Origin of the sequence: Pedobacter sp. KACC 23697 (genome assembly GCF_045348445.1) — a bacterium.
Classification (GTDB): Bacteria; Bacteroidota; Bacteroidia; order Sphingobacteriales; family Sphingobacteriaceae; genus Pedobacter.
On the sequence record NZ_CP157485.1, the window covers coordinates 3,337,916 to 3,355,275 of the forward strand.

General features: G+C 41.2%; 11 protein-coding genes. All 11 read right to left on the reverse strand.

The features are described 5' to 3' along the window. Positions 1-79: 79 nt before the first annotated feature. The gene (locus ABEG20_RS13265; RefSeq protein WP_406823812.1) at positions 80-1,840 is read right to left on the reverse strand and encodes a glycoside hydrolase family 9 protein; all 1,761 of its coding nucleotides are present in this window, start codon (positions 1,838-1,840) and stop codon (positions 80-82) included. A 1-nt stretch (position 1,841) separates the two neighbouring features. Further along, the gene (locus ABEG20_RS13270) at positions 1,842-2,390 is read right to left on the reverse strand and encodes a hypothetical protein (RefSeq protein ID WP_406823813.1); all 549 of its coding nucleotides are present in this window, start codon (positions 2,388-2,390) and stop codon (positions 1,842-1,844) included. 276 nt (positions 2,391-2,666) lie between these two features. Then, the gene (locus tag ABEG20_RS13275; protein ID WP_406823814.1) at positions 2,667-3,779 is read right to left on the reverse strand and encodes an IPT/TIG domain-containing protein; all 1,113 of its coding nucleotides are present in this window, start codon (positions 3,777-3,779) and stop codon (positions 2,667-2,669) included. A gap of 6 nt (positions 3,780-3,785) precedes the next feature. Continuing rightward, the gene (locus tag ABEG20_RS13280; RefSeq protein WP_406823815.1) at positions 3,786-5,363 is read right to left on the reverse strand and encodes a RagB/SusD family nutrient uptake outer membrane protein; all 1,578 of its coding nucleotides are present in this window, start codon (positions 5,361-5,363) and stop codon (positions 3,786-3,788) included. A 22-nt stretch (positions 5,364-5,385) separates the two neighbouring features. After that, on the reverse strand, positions 5,386-8,859 hold the full coding sequence (locus ABEG20_RS13285; protein ID WP_406823816.1) for a SusC/RagA family TonB-linked outer membrane protein: 3,474 nt from the start codon (positions 8,857-8,859) through the stop codon (positions 5,386-5,388). 203 nt (positions 8,860-9,062) lie between these two features. Next, on the reverse strand, positions 9,063-10,226 hold the full coding sequence (locus ABEG20_RS13290; protein ID WP_406823817.1) for a FecR family protein: 1,164 nt from the start codon (positions 10,224-10,226) through the stop codon (positions 9,063-9,065). Between the two features lie 449 nt (positions 10,227-10,675). Next, entirely contained in the window at positions 10,676-11,260 is a 585-nt protein-coding gene (locus ABEG20_RS13295) for an RNA polymerase sigma-70 factor (protein WP_406823818.1), read from the reverse strand. A 322-nt stretch (positions 11,261-11,582) separates the two neighbouring features. Further along, a complete protein-coding gene (locus tag ABEG20_RS13300) occupies positions 11,583-12,755 on the reverse strand; it encodes a CehA/McbA family metallohydrolase (RefSeq protein WP_406823819.1) in 1,173 nt (390 codons plus the stop codon). Positions 12,756-13,276: 521 nt separating this feature from the next. Next, positions 13,277-14,680: an alkaline phosphatase gene (locus ABEG20_RS13305; RefSeq protein WP_406823820.1), complete on the reverse strand. Its 1,404-nt coding sequence runs from the start codon at positions 14,678-14,680 to the stop codon at positions 13,277-13,279. 14 nt (positions 14,681-14,694) lie between these two features. Beyond that, complete coding sequence (locus ABEG20_RS13310) at positions 14,695-15,753, reverse strand: phosphatidylinositol-specific phospholipase C1-like protein (protein WP_406823821.1); 1,059 nt, start codon at positions 15,751-15,753, stop codon at positions 14,695-14,697. A gap of 9 nt (positions 15,754-15,762) precedes the next feature. Continuing rightward, entirely contained in the window at positions 15,763-17,352 is a 1,590-nt protein-coding gene (locus ABEG20_RS13315) for a RagB/SusD family nutrient uptake outer membrane protein (protein ID WP_293744135.1), read from the reverse strand. Positions 17,353-17,360 lie beyond the last annotated feature (8 nt).

The following is a 17,360-nucleotide window of genomic DNA, read 5'->3' on the forward strand; positions in this document are numbered from 1 at the left end:
CAAAGATCTCTCCACTCCGCTTTGCTCCGGTCGAGATGGCGACTATTCAAATTGGGTCTATATAGGCATCCATTTAATCCTATTTTTTCCCCTTTTCAAGATACTCCATTGCATTCGCTACATAAACCAAGGGGGCATTCCAATTGATGGCAATTTCATTACTTGCATAAGAATTAACATCATCCAGGTATGATAATTCCGGCTCGGACTCATATTTTAATCCATCTTGTTTTTCGCGGTTCGGCCCACCAACCAGCAAGCCTGGAATAGGTTCAACAATACCATCTGCGAAAGATAAGCGATGATGTGGGTGCAGCGGTGATTTGTAACCAATACCTGTTACAAAAGAATAACCGGTGGCATTTTTACCTAAAACGTAATCCAGGTTACTCATCGCAGCATCCAGATAAGCATCATTTTTGGAAAACAAATAAGCATTAATCAGTAATATACTCTGATTCATTGCCGAAGAATTACTTCCCCATGCAAAATCGTAAAGCGAGGCACCGATTACCGTATGATAAGGACCTGTTTTAAAAGCAGCTAAATAACGGTCGGCAAGCGTCAGTATTTTCTTTTTTAAAATACTGGTTACGCTTTTATAACGCTCAGGTAACTGGCCTTCGCATCTAATCAAGGTATAATATCCGAGTATGCCCACATTACTCCAACCAGGCAGGCTTACAGGCGCATTTAAACGGGCAAAAAATGCATCAAAATACGCCTGTTCTCCGGTTGATGCCAAAAGTTCTGCCGAGGCCCAGATCCATTCGTCTTCGAAGTCCCGATCACCGTAAGCACCTGTCGTTACTTTAAGGTCGTACGTTTTGTTGAGTACATCCTGATCGTAAACTACGTTCGGATGATTTAACGACCAACGCCAGGCATTCCTGGATGCTAACAGGCAACTATCTGCCAGTCCGGGGTATTGCTCAGGAAAATGTTTAAAAATGCGATAGGCCTGTGCGGCAACAGCCGCCAAATTAAGTGTAGCAGCAGTACCTTTCGCCACCACATAACGTTTTGACAAGGCCTTATCCGGCATCACCATTCCGTCGAAATCAAGGTTTGTACATTTATGATATACTCCGCCATCGCCAGGATCCTGCATTTTAAGCATCCAGCGCAAATTGTAAACCGCCTCTGTTAAAACATCCGGCACTTTGTTTTTCGCCTGTGGAATATGCACCTCCAGGCCGAGAAAATATTCAGAAAAATCTTCATAAGCAGAAAATAAGGTCGAGGTAGAGATACCGCTGTTTACCATATATTTATTATAATCTCCGGCATCGTACCATCCACCCGAAACGTTAATCGTACTATTGACCTTACGGTTTTTAGAAGTGGCCGATGGGTGGATATAAACCGAGGTGTCAGGATGCCCGGCAGCACGATACCATTTTCCTGCGTAGTTCACATCCAGCGCAGATGAAGCCCGCTGGTAATAAAAAGCTTTTAATGCAGCTTCTGCTAAATCGTGGTGCACACCGTCTGCAATCTTAAAAACACGAGATTCCGGAACGCCGGCAATTCGGATGATATATTCGCCTGGTCGGTCGAAAGGACTAAAATCGGCTATTTTTGTTGTCGTTTTTGAGTAGCCTGAAGTTTTTGGTTCGGATAATACACCTGTGTAAACGACTTTTCGACCTGGTATAGATAACAATTCGAACTTACTTTCTGCAACGGGATGGAGTATAACTGCACTTTTTTCGAACTTTGGATAATAACCCGATTGGTTCAGTACGACTTCAGGAGCCGCCATTTGCTGTGCACTAACCGCAGCTGTAAGTAATGATAAACCGACTAAAAATAACCTATATACCTTGCCATTCATCATACTACAAATATTTTTCAAACTCAGCTTGCGTGATTACCTTTAAACTTACCTCGTCTACGAACATGGTGCCCGTAACATAGCCCAATGCAAATAACAATTTTATTTTCGTAACACCTGGTGGAATGATATAGGCTTTTTCATATAATTTCCAATCTTCATCTCCGGTAACTGAGGCAATGTTAATCCCCTCGCCTGTTTTAGTTTCCTGTTTGTTAAGCGTCTCGAAAAGAAATAATGCACCATTCCAGGTATTTTTCCCGGCACTCACACCATCTACCTTAATTTTAGCGCTCATCAGTATGTATTGGCTATTTTTCGGCAAAGAAACAATCTGATGCATACCCGTCCATTTTGAAGAATCTGAAGAAAATAAAGCAGCGCTCATCTTCCCGGCGCTAAACATATAAGGCGTTACCTTTGCCGAATAATCAACCCAGCCCTCTAATTCGTTTTCGAAACCAGCATTGACCACCAGGTTTTTTTGTGCAAAAACATGAGAACTGGTTGCCAGCATCATGAGGCCGGCAAGGATATATTTTATCAATTTCATTATCAATTATTTTAAAGTTATAAATCTGGAAGGGGTTTGGAGCGTATTTGCAGTATGGATTTTCGCAATAAGATCGTCATTGCGAGAAGGCTTTTTCAGCCGACGAAGCAATCTTTATGGCAGCGATTTACTGGCGAAAAAGATTGCTTCGTGCCTCGCAATGACGATATTTAGCCTATATTATATCAACATGAAGGTTTCTGGACTTTAGTAAAGGTTAGAACAACTTTATTTATAATTCAATCTCACTAAACGAAATATTTGCTTTAATTGAAATTAATATACCCCAATATCATCAAGATAAATTGTTTCTGGTGCATTGCCACTCAACTCCTGAAAACCGATCCAGTTTAAACTTGTAGGTTTACCCGGCTGACCAGCGCTTTGGAAACGATCTATTGGAACTACATAGTTTGTCCACTTGCCGGCATGCAGCACCACACTTACATTCCGGTTGTCAAAATCACCTAATGCAACTTTTATCACTTTACCTTCAGTACCTGTTGTCCCATAAATCGAAAACTTAACATAGGTTTTGTCAGTTAAATCAACAGGCGTGTTACTGCCTACGGCATATCCAGCATAACTTCCGGTATAGGTAAGTTTGATCGAATGGTTACCACGTTTTACCATTTCGGTACTGTTCACATCTGCATTAGCACCTCCAAAATTGAAATCGTAACCAGCTGTAATCTGATCATCATAAAATAAATGCCTGAATCCAAATGGCAACAATATCGGAACCACCACGCCATCGTAAGATACATATGGACCAGTACCTGTACCGCCCGGAGTGGTAACACTTACTGCACCCAGCGCACCTGCTGGAACAGTTACCTTCAGTTCGGTGCTGGTTGAGGAGACTACCTGGGCTTCTGTTGTACCAAATTTAACGCTTGATACCTGATCAAAACGTAAGCCGGTAATGGTAATTACATCACCAGGGTTACCTGCAAACTGACTCAGATCACTAATTACCGGAGCCGGTTGTTTAATGCTGAAGTTAAAGGAAGTACTACCGTATGCATTGGTTAGTGTTAATTTTCCTGTCTGATTGATCCATGTAGCGGTTGTTGGGATCATGACGATAATGCTGTTATCACTAAAAAGTGCCGTATTAAGGTAAGCTGATGCTCCATTGAATTCTACTTTATTGGTCGATTTTAAATTTACCCCTTCAATCACATAAGTAACCCCAACATCGCCGGACGTAACTGTTGAATCTAGCGGGGTAACTTTAGTATCTCCTGGCCTAACTAAAGTACGAACCCGGGTAATGCTTGGCGCGCCCTGTCCTTCTTTTTCCTTTTTGCAGGAGGTGGCAAAGATCAGCATGCAAAATACCCCAATCAGATAAAGGGATATCGTATTTTTATATATCGTTTTCATATTAGCTTATTTAAAATTGTAAGGCACCGGAGCCAATAGTAATTTAGGATTTAGAATGGTTTCTGTTGTAGGATAAGGCAAACGGAAATTGGCATCGGTTGGGGTATACTTTTGCCCCCAGATCACAACAGGTGTGGTATTACTGTAAATGCCTCTTTCCTGATTGGCAATAATGGCAATTGCTTTAGGATGCGAAGTCACATTAAAACCATCTAACCTACCCAGATCAAACCAGTAATCAGCCTCAAACACAAATTCCATTCGGCGTTCCTGATAAATATCCTGTATGGTGATTGAAGTTTTAGGAATGAGGCCGGCCCTTTTTCTGATTTTGTTAAAAGGTACAAGCGCGGCATCATCAGATGTACGCTCAGCCCCGGCAAGCACTGCCTCTGCCTCGATTAACAATACATCCGCATAACGCATTAAATAAGTGTTATTGCCTGCCGAAAACGCTGCACCTTTACCACCATTATCTGCAGGTGTACCCACAACATATTTTTTAATAAATGCCGGCATCCCCTGGGCAACTGCTCCGGCAGGTAAGGTGTAACCACCTTTAGCCTGGTTAATTTCAGGATAAACATCGCCCTGCATCATCACTGTTGGCTTTCTTCTTAAATCGCCGGGCTCGAAAGCAGTAAGTAAATCAATAGAGGGTGTAACGCTTCCGTAACCATCTCCGGTACCCGTAATTTCAGAGTTAAAGGCAAGGAAAGATTGTAGTGCATTACCATGCCCATAGGAAGATCCACCCAGCCATTGAATAGCGGCAATACTCTCCTCATTATTATTATTAGCGGTTTTAAACAAGTCAGCATAAGTTTTACCCGAAATATCTACTCCATACAATTTAAATTCGCCACTATTGATCACCTGCTCTGCTTTTAACCGGGCATTCGGGTAGTCGCGCATGTATAAATAAACTTTAGCCAATAAGGCAGATGCTGATCCACTGGATACTTTGCCCTGCGAAACAGAACCCGATCTGATCATTTTATCACAATTATCTTCCGCAAATTTGAGGTCGTTGATGATGAATTTGTAAACATCAGTTACCGGGTTGGTATTAATCTGATAATTGCTCACATAATCCAGGCTATTTTCGATAATGGGTACGTTTCCCCATGTTCTTACCAAATAGAAATAAGCCATTGCCCGCATAAATCTGGCTTCACCGATTGCATTATTTACGATTGGTGCAGGCACACTGGCTGGCACCTTAGCTTTCAGGTTATTAATCAGTGCATTGGATTGAGCAACTACGCTGTAGAGCGAATTCCAGGCTGATGCCAATTGGGTATTATCACCCGTTACTGAAAAATTCCCAAAATTGATCACATCCGGAGAATAAGTGTGTGCATTGCCGCTTAACAATTCTGAAATACACCAGGAAGCTTTTGCATTCCAATCGAACCATGGAGAGTTGTACAGTGCAATGGTACTGGCCTGCACCTGCTCGGTATTTTGGTAAAAATTATCAGCGCTGAGGGCATCCTGTGGAGGAATATTAAAAAATTCTTTTTTACAGCCCGCGCTAACAATGGCTATAAAAATAAAGCTGTATATAAAATATGATTTCATTTTGTTCAATAATTGTAGGTCACTAAAATTGTGCATTTATCCCAAAAGTGATGGTTCTGGCAATCGGATATCTTCCCAGGTCGATATTATTTAAAATGGCACTCTGGTTCATCGCCCCGATTTCCGGATCATAACCCTTATATTTTGTAAAGGTGTAAAGGTTTTGTACGCTTGAGTACACTTTTAAATTGGAGAATTTAAATTTCCTGATCCACGCAGCAGGTACCCTGTAACCCAAACTAACATTCTGTATGCGCAAGAAAGATCCACTTTCTACATAACGGTCAGACACAAACAGATTGGGATTATCAATACCGATTTTAGGTGCCGGGATATTAGAATCCGGATTTTGTGGCGACCAGAAATTACTGTATGCCGCATATTGATTTTGATATACAGCCGCCAGGTTACCCATGGTATTGTTTAACAGGTTCATAATTTTGGAGCCGTAAGATCCGTTGAGGAACAGGGTAAAATCAAAAGCTTTATAACTAAAAGTATTGGTTATGCCATACGTAAATTTTGGATTTGGGTTTCCGATCTCGGTACGGTCTTTTTCGTTTATAACGCCATCACCATTTATATCTTCATACTGCACATCGCCCAGCCAGGTGCTATTGCTGTTATTGGCAATACCACGGCCAAATTGAACCGGAGCAGATTGAAGTTGCGCCTGTGTTTTAAATATTCCCTTTACTTTATAACCATAAAACTCACCTACCGATCGGCCTACCACGGTACGGGTAACCGGCGTTTGCAGGTAAGCATTGGTTATTGTTCCGAAAAGTTCGGTAAGGCCGTTACCAAGCGCTTTAACCTCATTGTTATAATGGGATAGCACAACACTTGTGTTCCACCTGAAATCACCCTTATCAATATTACGCGAGTTAATGTTCAAATCAAAACCTACGTTATCAATCTTTCCAAGATTTACATATGGCGGGTTAATACCGCCCAAATAATCAGGGCCACCCACTAAATAGGCTGGTAGCGTAAGCTGGAATAAAAAGTCTTTGGAAGTTTTTTTGTAAACATCTACACTTGTACTAATCCTACCGTTTAGAAAGTTCATATCAACACCACCATTGTATTGGATAGAGGTTTGCCACTTTAATGATTGGTTGTCAATCCGTCCGGCAAGAAAACCAGTTCCCAAACCTGTTTGTGAAGACCTCAGCAAAGAACTGTATAAATAATTGGGCACATCCTGGTTACCTACCTCTCCGTAACCCAGGCGGAGCTTAAGTCCGCTTACCACCTTATTGATTCCTTTCATAAATGGTTCTTCAGACAATTTCCAGGAGGCTGCAAATGAGGGAAAATAACCTGATTGTGAGCCTTCGGCAAACTTGGAGGTCTTATCTCTCCTGATTGTTGAGGTAAGGCTGTATTTATTATTGTAAGTGTAAATGGCACGCGCATAAATTGATTCCTGGCGTTGTGTGCCAATATATTCATCATTGGTTGCCGTTATGGCCTGCCCTAAGTTCAACGATTGCACATCATTACTGTAAAATCCCTGACGTGTTCCCTCAATTCCTCTCCAGTTTGACTGCTGAACCTCGTAACCTAAAATGGCACTCAGGTTATGTTTTTGACCAAAAGTCTGGTTGTAATTCAGGTATTCTTTCCAGATCAAAAATGTACTTTGCTGATATCTTTCCTTTAACGAAGCGGTAGGATTGGTAAAACGGCCCCATGAATAGCTGGGTGTAAATACATTATTATCGGAGAAATTAAAATCACCTCCAAGTTCTGATCTGAGCGACAATGACTTAATAAACTTGATCTCGTTATAGATATTCGTGTTAATGTTAGTCCTGTTCAATTTATTTTTAATCTGCTGCGCCTGGGCTACGGGATTTAATGCCGCAGCGGCAGCCAGTGGGTCAGATACAGGAGGACCAGTATATGAACCATCGAGGTTAGTTACGGCTAAATCGGGCGCCTGCAATAACGCATTGTAAATAATCCCATTATTATCACTGGTCACCACGTTTTCTGCAGAGCGGCTTCCGGTTAAGGTAATACCGAGTTTAAACCACTCTTTCACCTGGGCATCGGCATTTACCCGAAGGCTATAGCGACGAAAATCGGAACCGATAACAGTACCGTCCTGACCGAGATATCCGCCAGAGATATAGTAGGTTAATCCCTCTTTGCCACCTGACACAGCTACCTGATGACTTTCTTGTGGTGCAGTTTTGAATATTTCTTTTTGCCAGTTGGTACCTTCTCCCAATACAGCAGGATCTGCAAACTCAACCCTTCTACCTGTGCCATAAATATCGCCCAGCGAGTTTTGAAGCACAGCATACTGGCGAAGATTCATCACGTCCATGTATTTTGCCACACGCTGAAAACCATAATAACCATCATAATTTATAGCAGAATTACCGCTTCTACCCCTTTTGGTGGTGATGATAATCACACCGTTTGAAGCCCGGTTTCCATATATCGCAGTTGCCGATGCATCTTTTAGCACATCAATCGACTCTATATCATTTGGATTGATCAAAGACAACGGACTCACGGTAGTCTGCGAATTGGCATTTGAAGACGAAGCCTGTAACGGAGACCTTCCACTGGTACTCTGATTGCCCGCATCGCCGGAAATTGGCACACCATCTATTACATACAAAGGCTCATTGCTACCGCTTAGCGAAGTTACGCCCCTTACCCGTACAGAGGTATTGCTACCAGGTGCACCGGAGTTTTGCGAAATCGTTAGTCCTGAAGCCCTGCCCTGCAGCATCTGGTCAATACTGGTTTGAGGTACATTGGCTATATCGGCAGCTTTTACCGACGAAATAGATCCATTGAGGTCTGTCCGTTTTTGCGTGCCATAACCAATTACCACCACATCAGAAAGTGATGTGGTCTGTGCCTTCAGTACCACATTCAGGATGCTTTTATTGCCGGGATTAATTTCCCGGGGCTCCATCCCCACAAAAGAAAATACAAGGGTGGTTGATCCCGTAGGGAGCGAAATCTTAAACTTACCATTAATATCGGTTACCGTTGATTGTTTCGTGCCCTTCACATTAACCACTACCCCCGGAAGTGTGATTCCTTTTTCATCGCTCACCGTACCAGAAATCTCCACGTCACGAACAGAAATAGTTGTAAATGGCGAGTAGGCATTCTTTTTAAGAATAATGGTTTTCTTAATGATTTTGAAATCGAGGTTGGTATTTTTTAAAACTACACCCATGACCTGCTCAAGGGGCATATTAATTACATTGAGGTTTACTTTATATTTATCGTCGATATCAGCGCGTCTGAAAAGCAAGTGGTAACCACTCTGCTTTTCTATTTGCTTTAAGATGGAAATGATGTCAGAATTATTCTCTTTAAGGGTTAGATTCTGACTGAAGCTGCTAGCGCTAACCTGCATGAGGGCGAGCGTAAAAAAAAGCACTACGAGTCTCATTGTTAATAAGATTTGGTAAGAATCACGGCGCAATACCTGCCTGATCCTAAAAAATAAATTCATATCTTTATGGAGTTTTGGTTAAATTATAATGTTGTCTAAATCGGATTGTAAGTAACCTTTACAGTAACCGGATGTGCTGCGAACACTATCCGGTTTTTTCTTAAGAAGCATGGTTACACCTTTACATTATGCAGTATTGTAGTAGTTTCTCATGTTAAATAATTTATTTGGTTAAAATTTATTTTTTTGTCGATTAGGTTTCTTTAATCGATTATAGTGAGCTGATGTCCGTTCAATTCATATTTCAATCCGGTGAACTGAAGCATGCTTAACAATTCTGAAAGTTCTACGTCTTTGGATATAGTGCCTGTATAAGATATTTTTGATGGTGTTCCTCTGAATACGACCTGAATATCATACCATCGAACCAACTGCCTGGCAATTTCTTTAACCTCCATATCCTTGAAGATAAATAGGTCGTTTCTCCAGGCCATCACTGCTTCCAGATCGCAATTGTTATTTACTTTTATACCAGAAGGGTCTACCAGAGCTTGTTGTCCAGGCTTTAATAGTTGAGAAAATTTACCAGATGACAAGTGGATGCTGCCCTCAATTAAGGTTGTTTTCTGCCCGGCCTCATCGCCATAAGCCATTACATTAAAATGTGTACCCAACACCTTGATTTCCGTTCCGCCCGATTGTACTTTAAAAGGTTGATCAGGATTTTTGGCCACTTCGAAATATACTTCGCCCGTCATCTGTACCACTCTTTCAGCACCCGTAAAAGCCGTTGGAAACCGTAAGCTCGATTTCGCGTTTAACCAGGCTTTAGTGCCATCCGGCAAAACAACGCTATATTTGCCACCAAGTGGAGTGGCAATCTGGTTATAACTTATTTTTGAGGATGCAGATCCGGTATGTATTTTATAGCGGAGTTCGCCTTCGGCTGTTTTTACCACACTCACATTTTGCTGATCGGCCAGTGCACCAATTTTGGCTTCGGTTAATACCACTGATGACCCATCGCCCAATGTTAAAACCGCCCGATTGCCTCCTGGCTTTATATGAACGGACTGATGTAATTTTGCCTGTTGATTTTGCAGGTTTAACTGCGCATTGTATCTCCATATCAGCACCGTCCCCAGAACCAGAATGAGTGATGCCGCCGCCCATAATATGGTGCGTATGGATATCGATTTTTTGGGAATTAATAAGCTCTTTTGCTGTTCTTTGACTCCGATATTGAGCAGAATGCGCTCAAAAATTTTATCTTCTACCCGCTTGCGCTGCTCATCAGACAGACCTACAAGATCTTCAGGCACTGCATCCATACTGTCAAACCATTCGTCTACTTCATTTATCTCAGCAACAGTACAATCACCAGAAAGATATTTTTTAAGCAAGAAAACGGCTATTGATTTGCCCATGTTGGTATGTAGTTATATTTGGTTCGTTAATAGTATAGTCGGGGAACCCAGGCCTTGCCCCCAAAAAAAAATAAAAAAATTTAAAACAATCTTTAAGTCAAGAATCGATAGTTTGAAGATTGCTTCTTTCCTCAACATATTTTATTGGAGCGCAGCGCCTGTGCTACACACAAAGTTTCTTCCCGTTTTTCGCTTATACGCTTCGCTGCCTCGTACCTCGTTGCTGCAGGGTATCGCTGCAACCAGGGCTAAATAGAGTCGATACAGTGTTTCATCTTAGGAGGTGGTATGGCGCACAAACCTTTGTTTCTAAACCCGATAAAGCGGAATAGCCCGGATCCCGACATTCCGTCGGGAGAGGACTATAAGCGATAGCGGGACTACAGGCCGCTCACACCATTAACCGCTCATTTCCTAATACTAAAATACTTTTATTGAAGCGCAAGGCTTTACCGCAGTAACCAGGCAAAACCAGAGGCAATCAAAATCAGCTTGTAATGTACCCTAAAGTGTTTTAAGGCATTGGTAATATGGTTTTCTACGGTCTTTTCAGAAAGTCCCAGCAATTCGGCAATTTCCTTATTAGATTTATGTTCCTTCCTGCTGAGTTCAAATACCCTTCTGCATCTGGCCGGCAACTTCGAAATCACGCCATTGATTCCGTTTTCCAGCTCTTTTATAAATATGGCTTCTTCTGTGGTATTTGTGGCATCCTGGTAACTAAAAGAAAGTAATTCGAGGTAATTGTTTCTTGTGGCCTCTTTAGCCAGATAATCGATGATAGAATAACGGATAGCGGAATGGAGGTAAGCCTTTAACGACCCTGTAATATTTATTTTTTGCCGATTGATCCAGAATGTAGTGAAGAAATTCTGGATAATCTCTTCTGCAGCTTCTTTAGACCTTAATCTTTTATTGGTCATGAGATACAAATCATACCAGTACTTTGTATAAATTTTCCTGAAAGCAACCACCTCGTTCTCCCTCAACATTACGATCAGCTCTTCATCGGTATGATTATGTTGGTTGCGCATAGCCAGTAAAATTATAAAAAAAATCGAATCCAAAACGATGAACGTAACACAGAGCCAGGTGATACGCTATCGTTGTGTCAGATGTTTCCATCTGATACTGTTATCTTTCTTTTAAAATTTGTATTTCTGAAGAACTTAACGTGATGGATTTCATCTAGGAATCGTGCTTTCGGATAAGCTTTTTAAGCCGAAAGTCGCCCCGATTTCGGAAAGCAATATTTAGCGAAAGAATCGCTATAAAAGATTGCTTCGTCGTCCCTCCTCGCAATGACGGCACTTATTTTTCGTGAGGTCAGATGTTTACATCTGACATTGACTACAATTAAAATTCAGGATCAAAATTGAAGTAGATCGGATTTGATATGGCTACCATTTTTCCGCTTAAACTGGCAGATTTTGGCACTTGAGGGTAATCCGTATTTTTGCCTTCTACTGTAACCCGGTAATAAGTACGGCCTTTTAAATCAGGGGTATCGGTAAACTGAATAGCAGGGATTTTACCGCTAACCTTAAAGCTATCCAGCTTTGCTCCATTCTTGATTACGGTAACGGTATACGGCTCATTAGTTAATTTATTGCCCATTAATTGCACCTGGAATTTTACCGGTTTACCGGTTGAAACCGCATGATCACCCATCATCATTTCAAATTTCCCGTTACCATTATAATCCGCATAAAATTCAACTCTTGGCGCAAAAGGATTTGAACTAACAGCAGCTTTTCCATGATCTAAAGCATCTATAATTGCCTTAAGGCTACGTTGTTTTGCAAAAACCCAGGTTGTTGGCGTACCTACATAGTTATATTCGGCCTCATAAGTATGGGCACCGGGTTTTTCCGCTGCGGTAGGTACACCATGGTGCGCATCACTTCCGCCCCTGCCCGTCATCATCCTGCCCGAAGAAAGCATGTCATCCCAAATCATGATGGCATTGGCATTTTTTGACCACATGGCTGAATTCCAAATCTCAATAGACTTCACCAAATCGTAAGAAAAGCCAAAATTATCTTTCCCACTAGGATGATTTGCCGATAAATGAATGCCCAGTGCTTCCTTAACTTTTCCAATATTAATGTCTCGGGCATCCCTGATGTCGTATAACTTCTGGTGGTTGTACGGTTTATCCGAAAATACATTTCCATGCCCCCTGGTTGTTGTCCATTCGGCACCATAAAGCAAAAGCAACGAATCTGACTTAAATTCCGGATCGGCCCAGGTATGGTGCGCAATATCGCCATTAACATGATTATCGTGATCGGTTATGGCCAGATAATCCATACCAACTGACTTTGAAAAATTAATAATTTTCGCAATCGAATTATTGGATGATTCTGTACTGTGCCTTGAGTGCACATGTAATTCACCTTTTAACCAAATTCCATTTTTATTTATGATTGCCGGAGGATTAGTCGTTTCCTGTGCCTGGAGATCAGTAGCATTTAAAAGTATAATAAGGCTACATAATAATTGAAAAAAAATTAAACGAATTTTCATTGCTTGATTAAAATTTGGGATTAAAATGAGATTGTATCGTAATCAGTGAATCTCCAGAAAATTGTCATGTTTAGTGGATCAAAGCGCAATAACGCAATTAATATGTCTTTCTATAAAGCTACGACAGATTCTAAAGAAAAGTCGTCATCTCGACCGGAGCAACGCGTAGTGGAGAGATCTTCGAACTATGTTAAAAGATCTCTCCGCTGCGGCCGAGATGACAATTCATTCTAAGCCTGTCATCCAACTTTTTTGTTTTTAACTAAAAACTGAACTCTAGCATTGACAGGCGTCAAAGAAAAGGAACGACGAAGCAATCTTTCAAGCGAGTAATCCTTAATGTAAAGACTGCTTCGTCGGCTGAAAAAGCCTTCTCGCAATGACGATTCATTTGGGAAATTTTTTCCCGTTAAATTTATCTGTCTCTCTTATTAATTTTTATCCCATAAATTATTCATCAGGATAACATTTGGTTTTTTATGATACAGCCTGCTGATGATTTGTTTACTGTTTAATGTAAATTAAGCCTTTACTAAAAATGCTTCAGGCATTTCTGCAGCTTTAAGCATAAAGTTATGCAGTTCGTAATTTTTAACAAAAGGTTTCAGATTTTCTGATCCCGGACCAAACATGGTCAGTTCTACATAATCTCCGGTATGATTCATTCCGGCCCATTGCACATCGGTATATTTACCCAGAATTTTGCCGTACTCGTAAAATGGCAGGTTTGCTTCATTGTAAAGCTGCCCCGGAACAATATCCTTAAAATGAGCCAATAAAGATTTTACATCTTCTGCTTTCATTTCAAAACCCTGGTTTTCTTTGATCAGATCAATTATTTTCTGTTCGCTAAAGGATTGGTTAAGCTGAGCCAAAAGCCAGGTGTTACTGTGTTTGAAGTGTTGAAGGCTATCGAACTTTTTGTTGGCTTCATCAGCATAGAATAAACCAGGGTTTGAATTCCCATGATCTGTGGTGATGATCACCAATGTTTCGCCATCCTTTTCAGCAAATTCTATTACTTTTCCTACAGCTTCATCAAAAGCAAGCTGATCGAAAATTAAACCGCTCAGATCATTCGAATGTGCGGCCCAATCTACTTTACCGGCTTCAACCTGTAATGCAAAACCATCTTTATGGTCTTTCATCAGTTCAATTGCTTTCATGGTCATCTCTGCCAAAGTTGGCGTTGATTCTATCAGATCCTGGTCATGCAACCGATCTATCTCGTAAGGCATTCCATCGGCTGCAAACAAGCCTAAAACTGGTTTGGATTTATCCAAAGCTAACATTTCGGTCCTGTTTTCAGCAACTTTGTATCCCTGGGTTAGATATTTTGGAATCAGGTTTCCACCTGCCCTTTTCTCCCCGAAATATTGATGTCCGCCACCCATCATCACATCAAATTTCAGCCCTAGATACATTTCAGCAATAATATCCTGTCCGCCGCGGTTATCAATATTTACACAAAAACCCGCTGGTGTTGCGTGGGTAATCGGCACAGTGGTTACACAACCCACTTTTTTACCTTTTTCTTTAAACTTTTGAAGGATAGGCTGTGGCTTTTCGCCATTCATGCCTACGTTCAGCGAACCGTTTCTAACGCGCATGCCCCCACCCCAGGATGAACTGGCCGCAGCAGAATCGGTAACCAAAGAACTTGCCGAAGCGGTATCCATTAGTGCCCTTACCGCTTTATTATCCCGGTAAAGCCCCAACCATTTACTGCTTCGGCCAAATATGCGATTGGAATAGATATCGGCCATATTCAGCGTTCCGATACTCATCCCGTCGCTTACCATCATGATGATGTTTTTCGCCTTTTTACGCCCAGCTGCGGGCGAAGCGATAACATCTTTTATACCCGCAAAAGGCAAACCTAAACCGGTTAATAAACCTCCTTTTAATAACGATCTTCTGTTCATACCTATTCTTAATTTTAAAATAAAGGATTCGCTCTAAAGTATTTTCCATCAGCAAAACTGATGACATAATCTGATTTAAAGTGAGTACTCTTTTTATAATAATCTGTTGTGATAATCTGGGCACCCGAGTTACAGGCGGCTTCGAAATCACTCCAGTCATTGTTTCTGGCCTGCTTCGTATCGGCATCTGCTCTGGTTCTGATGATGTAGCCTTTCTTTACCAATTCAGGAATCTGTTCATCCTTCGGATTATTCCGGATCATTAAAGCGGCCTCCGGCGTTCCTGGTTCTGCATTGGCAAAGAGTACACGTCCTTTAAGTGATGGATGCCCCTGAATGTAGGTAGCGCGTTTTCGGTCCTTGGCATCCAGCACAAAAAGGAATTTACCTTTCGCCTGGCTAAGTTTAGGCCAGTTTTTGGCCAGCACAGCTTCTTCCAAAGTGTTGTATTTACCTCGAACCCTATCAGGATTGATAATATGTTCCTTTCCTAAATGTTCTATAATTACCGCATCCAGCTCATCAAAAGTCTTACCGGTAAAAACTTCAGGCTGTGTAAATCCTTTACGTTTTATCGAATCGTCTTTAACTTCTAATGTGATAAAAACAGGTGTGTGGTCTGGATGAGCTTCCGACCATTCCCTTAATTGCTGCAACGCCATTACAAAAGTTAGTGCCGACGACCTGAAATCTAAATCCGGAACATGAAATACCTTAAATCCGGGTTTATCCATTTCGCCATTTTTATCAAATCCAGGCTGACCTTTTACCTGTTCAAAACCTCTTGGATGGGCATATTTACCACCTTTCCCGTCAGCGTAAACATCAATTTCCAGATTCCTTAAACCCATATCCAATTGCGCAGGCATAGGAATATGTTCATAATCCAGACTTTTGGCACCTGCCGAATCCTGTGATTTTATCACATTGAACAAGGCCGGGTTAATGGCTTGCTTATAACTGTTATGCGAACCGATTACCTGTATCTGATTGATTGGCAAATCGTCCTTTTTATTAATTAAAGCAATTGTGGGCAATACCAGCAATAAACCAACACAGGTAATCAGTTTCATATTTTTAATTTAGTAGCCAGGGTTCTGTTTTAAATTGCTATTAAGCTTTAATTCGTTAGCAGGAATCGGGTAGATTCTTCTGGTGATATCTTTATTCATTTTTAAGACATCGTTTGGTAAAGGGTATTCTGTTTCGAACTGCCCAAAACGGATCAGATCGTTTCTTCTCCAGGCCTCCCAACTCAATTCGCGTGCACGCTCATCAAGTAAATCCTGCAAACTTACTACGCTAGCCGTTTCTGCACCAGCACGGGCCCTTATTTTATTTAATAATAAAAGCGGTGTTTGTAATTCGCCATTTACCGTAGTTGCTGTTGCGCCTCTTAATATGGCTTCGGCTTTCATTAACATTACATCAGCCAAACGTAACAATGGCATATCATTTCCATTAAGGCGGGTGGCTTGAATGGCGTTTGGATCTGGCCAGTATTTTACTGAGCGCACACCTTTTGCCTGATCGGCAACCGTATTACCTAAATCCATTGGTTTACCTGGTTTTAAAATTAAATCAGGCGTAATTTCGATTTGTGTGGTTGTTCCGGCCACATAAACAGGTTTGGTTAAATCAGGTTTGCGGTTGGCGTCAGGCGCATATTGCTTACCTACCAGCCAGAAAGTGGTGCGGATATCATTATTTAAGTTGAAACGGTTAAAATATTCAGGAGTGGTACTCATCGAAATACTGAAACCTACATTTATACCATAGGCTGGTGCCAGCGCAGGATAAAAGCCAAACCTGGTGATTTGATTGCCTGGAATCTGCTGATCATAAGGAATTGCAAAAATGGTTTCGTTAATCTGCGGACCGTTATTTACATCAAAAATATCGCTATATTTTGCATCCAGGCTATAGTTGCTGTTTTTCAAAATATTATCGGCCATGGTAACTGCATCATTATACCTTGCTTTTCCGGTATATACTTCAGCATTTAAATACATTTTTTCCAATAAGGCATAAACCATTGCCTGTGTTGGTCTTCCATAAACAGCAACACGGTTAGTGTTATCTTTTACCGGTAATTGGGCAACAACCGCTAAAAGTTCTTTTTCTATAAATTCAAATACCTTTTCGCGGGTTTGGTTTCCAGGAGGCGTACTCACCGGAAAAGTATCTATAATAGGTACATTACCATACAAATCCATCATAAAGTAATAGTACAAGGCCCTCATTGCTTTTATTTCAGCTATACTTTTAGCTTTTGAAGCATCAGATGCAACGGATTCGGTAGTAAGATTAATTAGGCGGTTGCAATTGTTAATGCCACCGAAGCCCCATTGCCAGATATCTCTAACATTTGGATGATCAATAGTCCAGGTATGGTAATGCAACTGGCGGTACTGGCCCCCATCATCAAAATTCCCATCACGTGCAGGCAGGATGGCCGCATCAGTAGAAAGTTCCTGCATTCTCCAATAAGGCACGCCGTACTGTGATGATAAGTTAGAATACATAGTACCAAAAAGTGCCGTGTAATCTGCAGTGGTATAGGGAAAATTTTCCTTAACGTATTGAGATTCTACATCGACATCTAGCTTGCTGCATGATTCGAAAACCATCAAACAGGCAAGAATATTAAACAGGATGATAAACTTTTTCATTTTCTTAT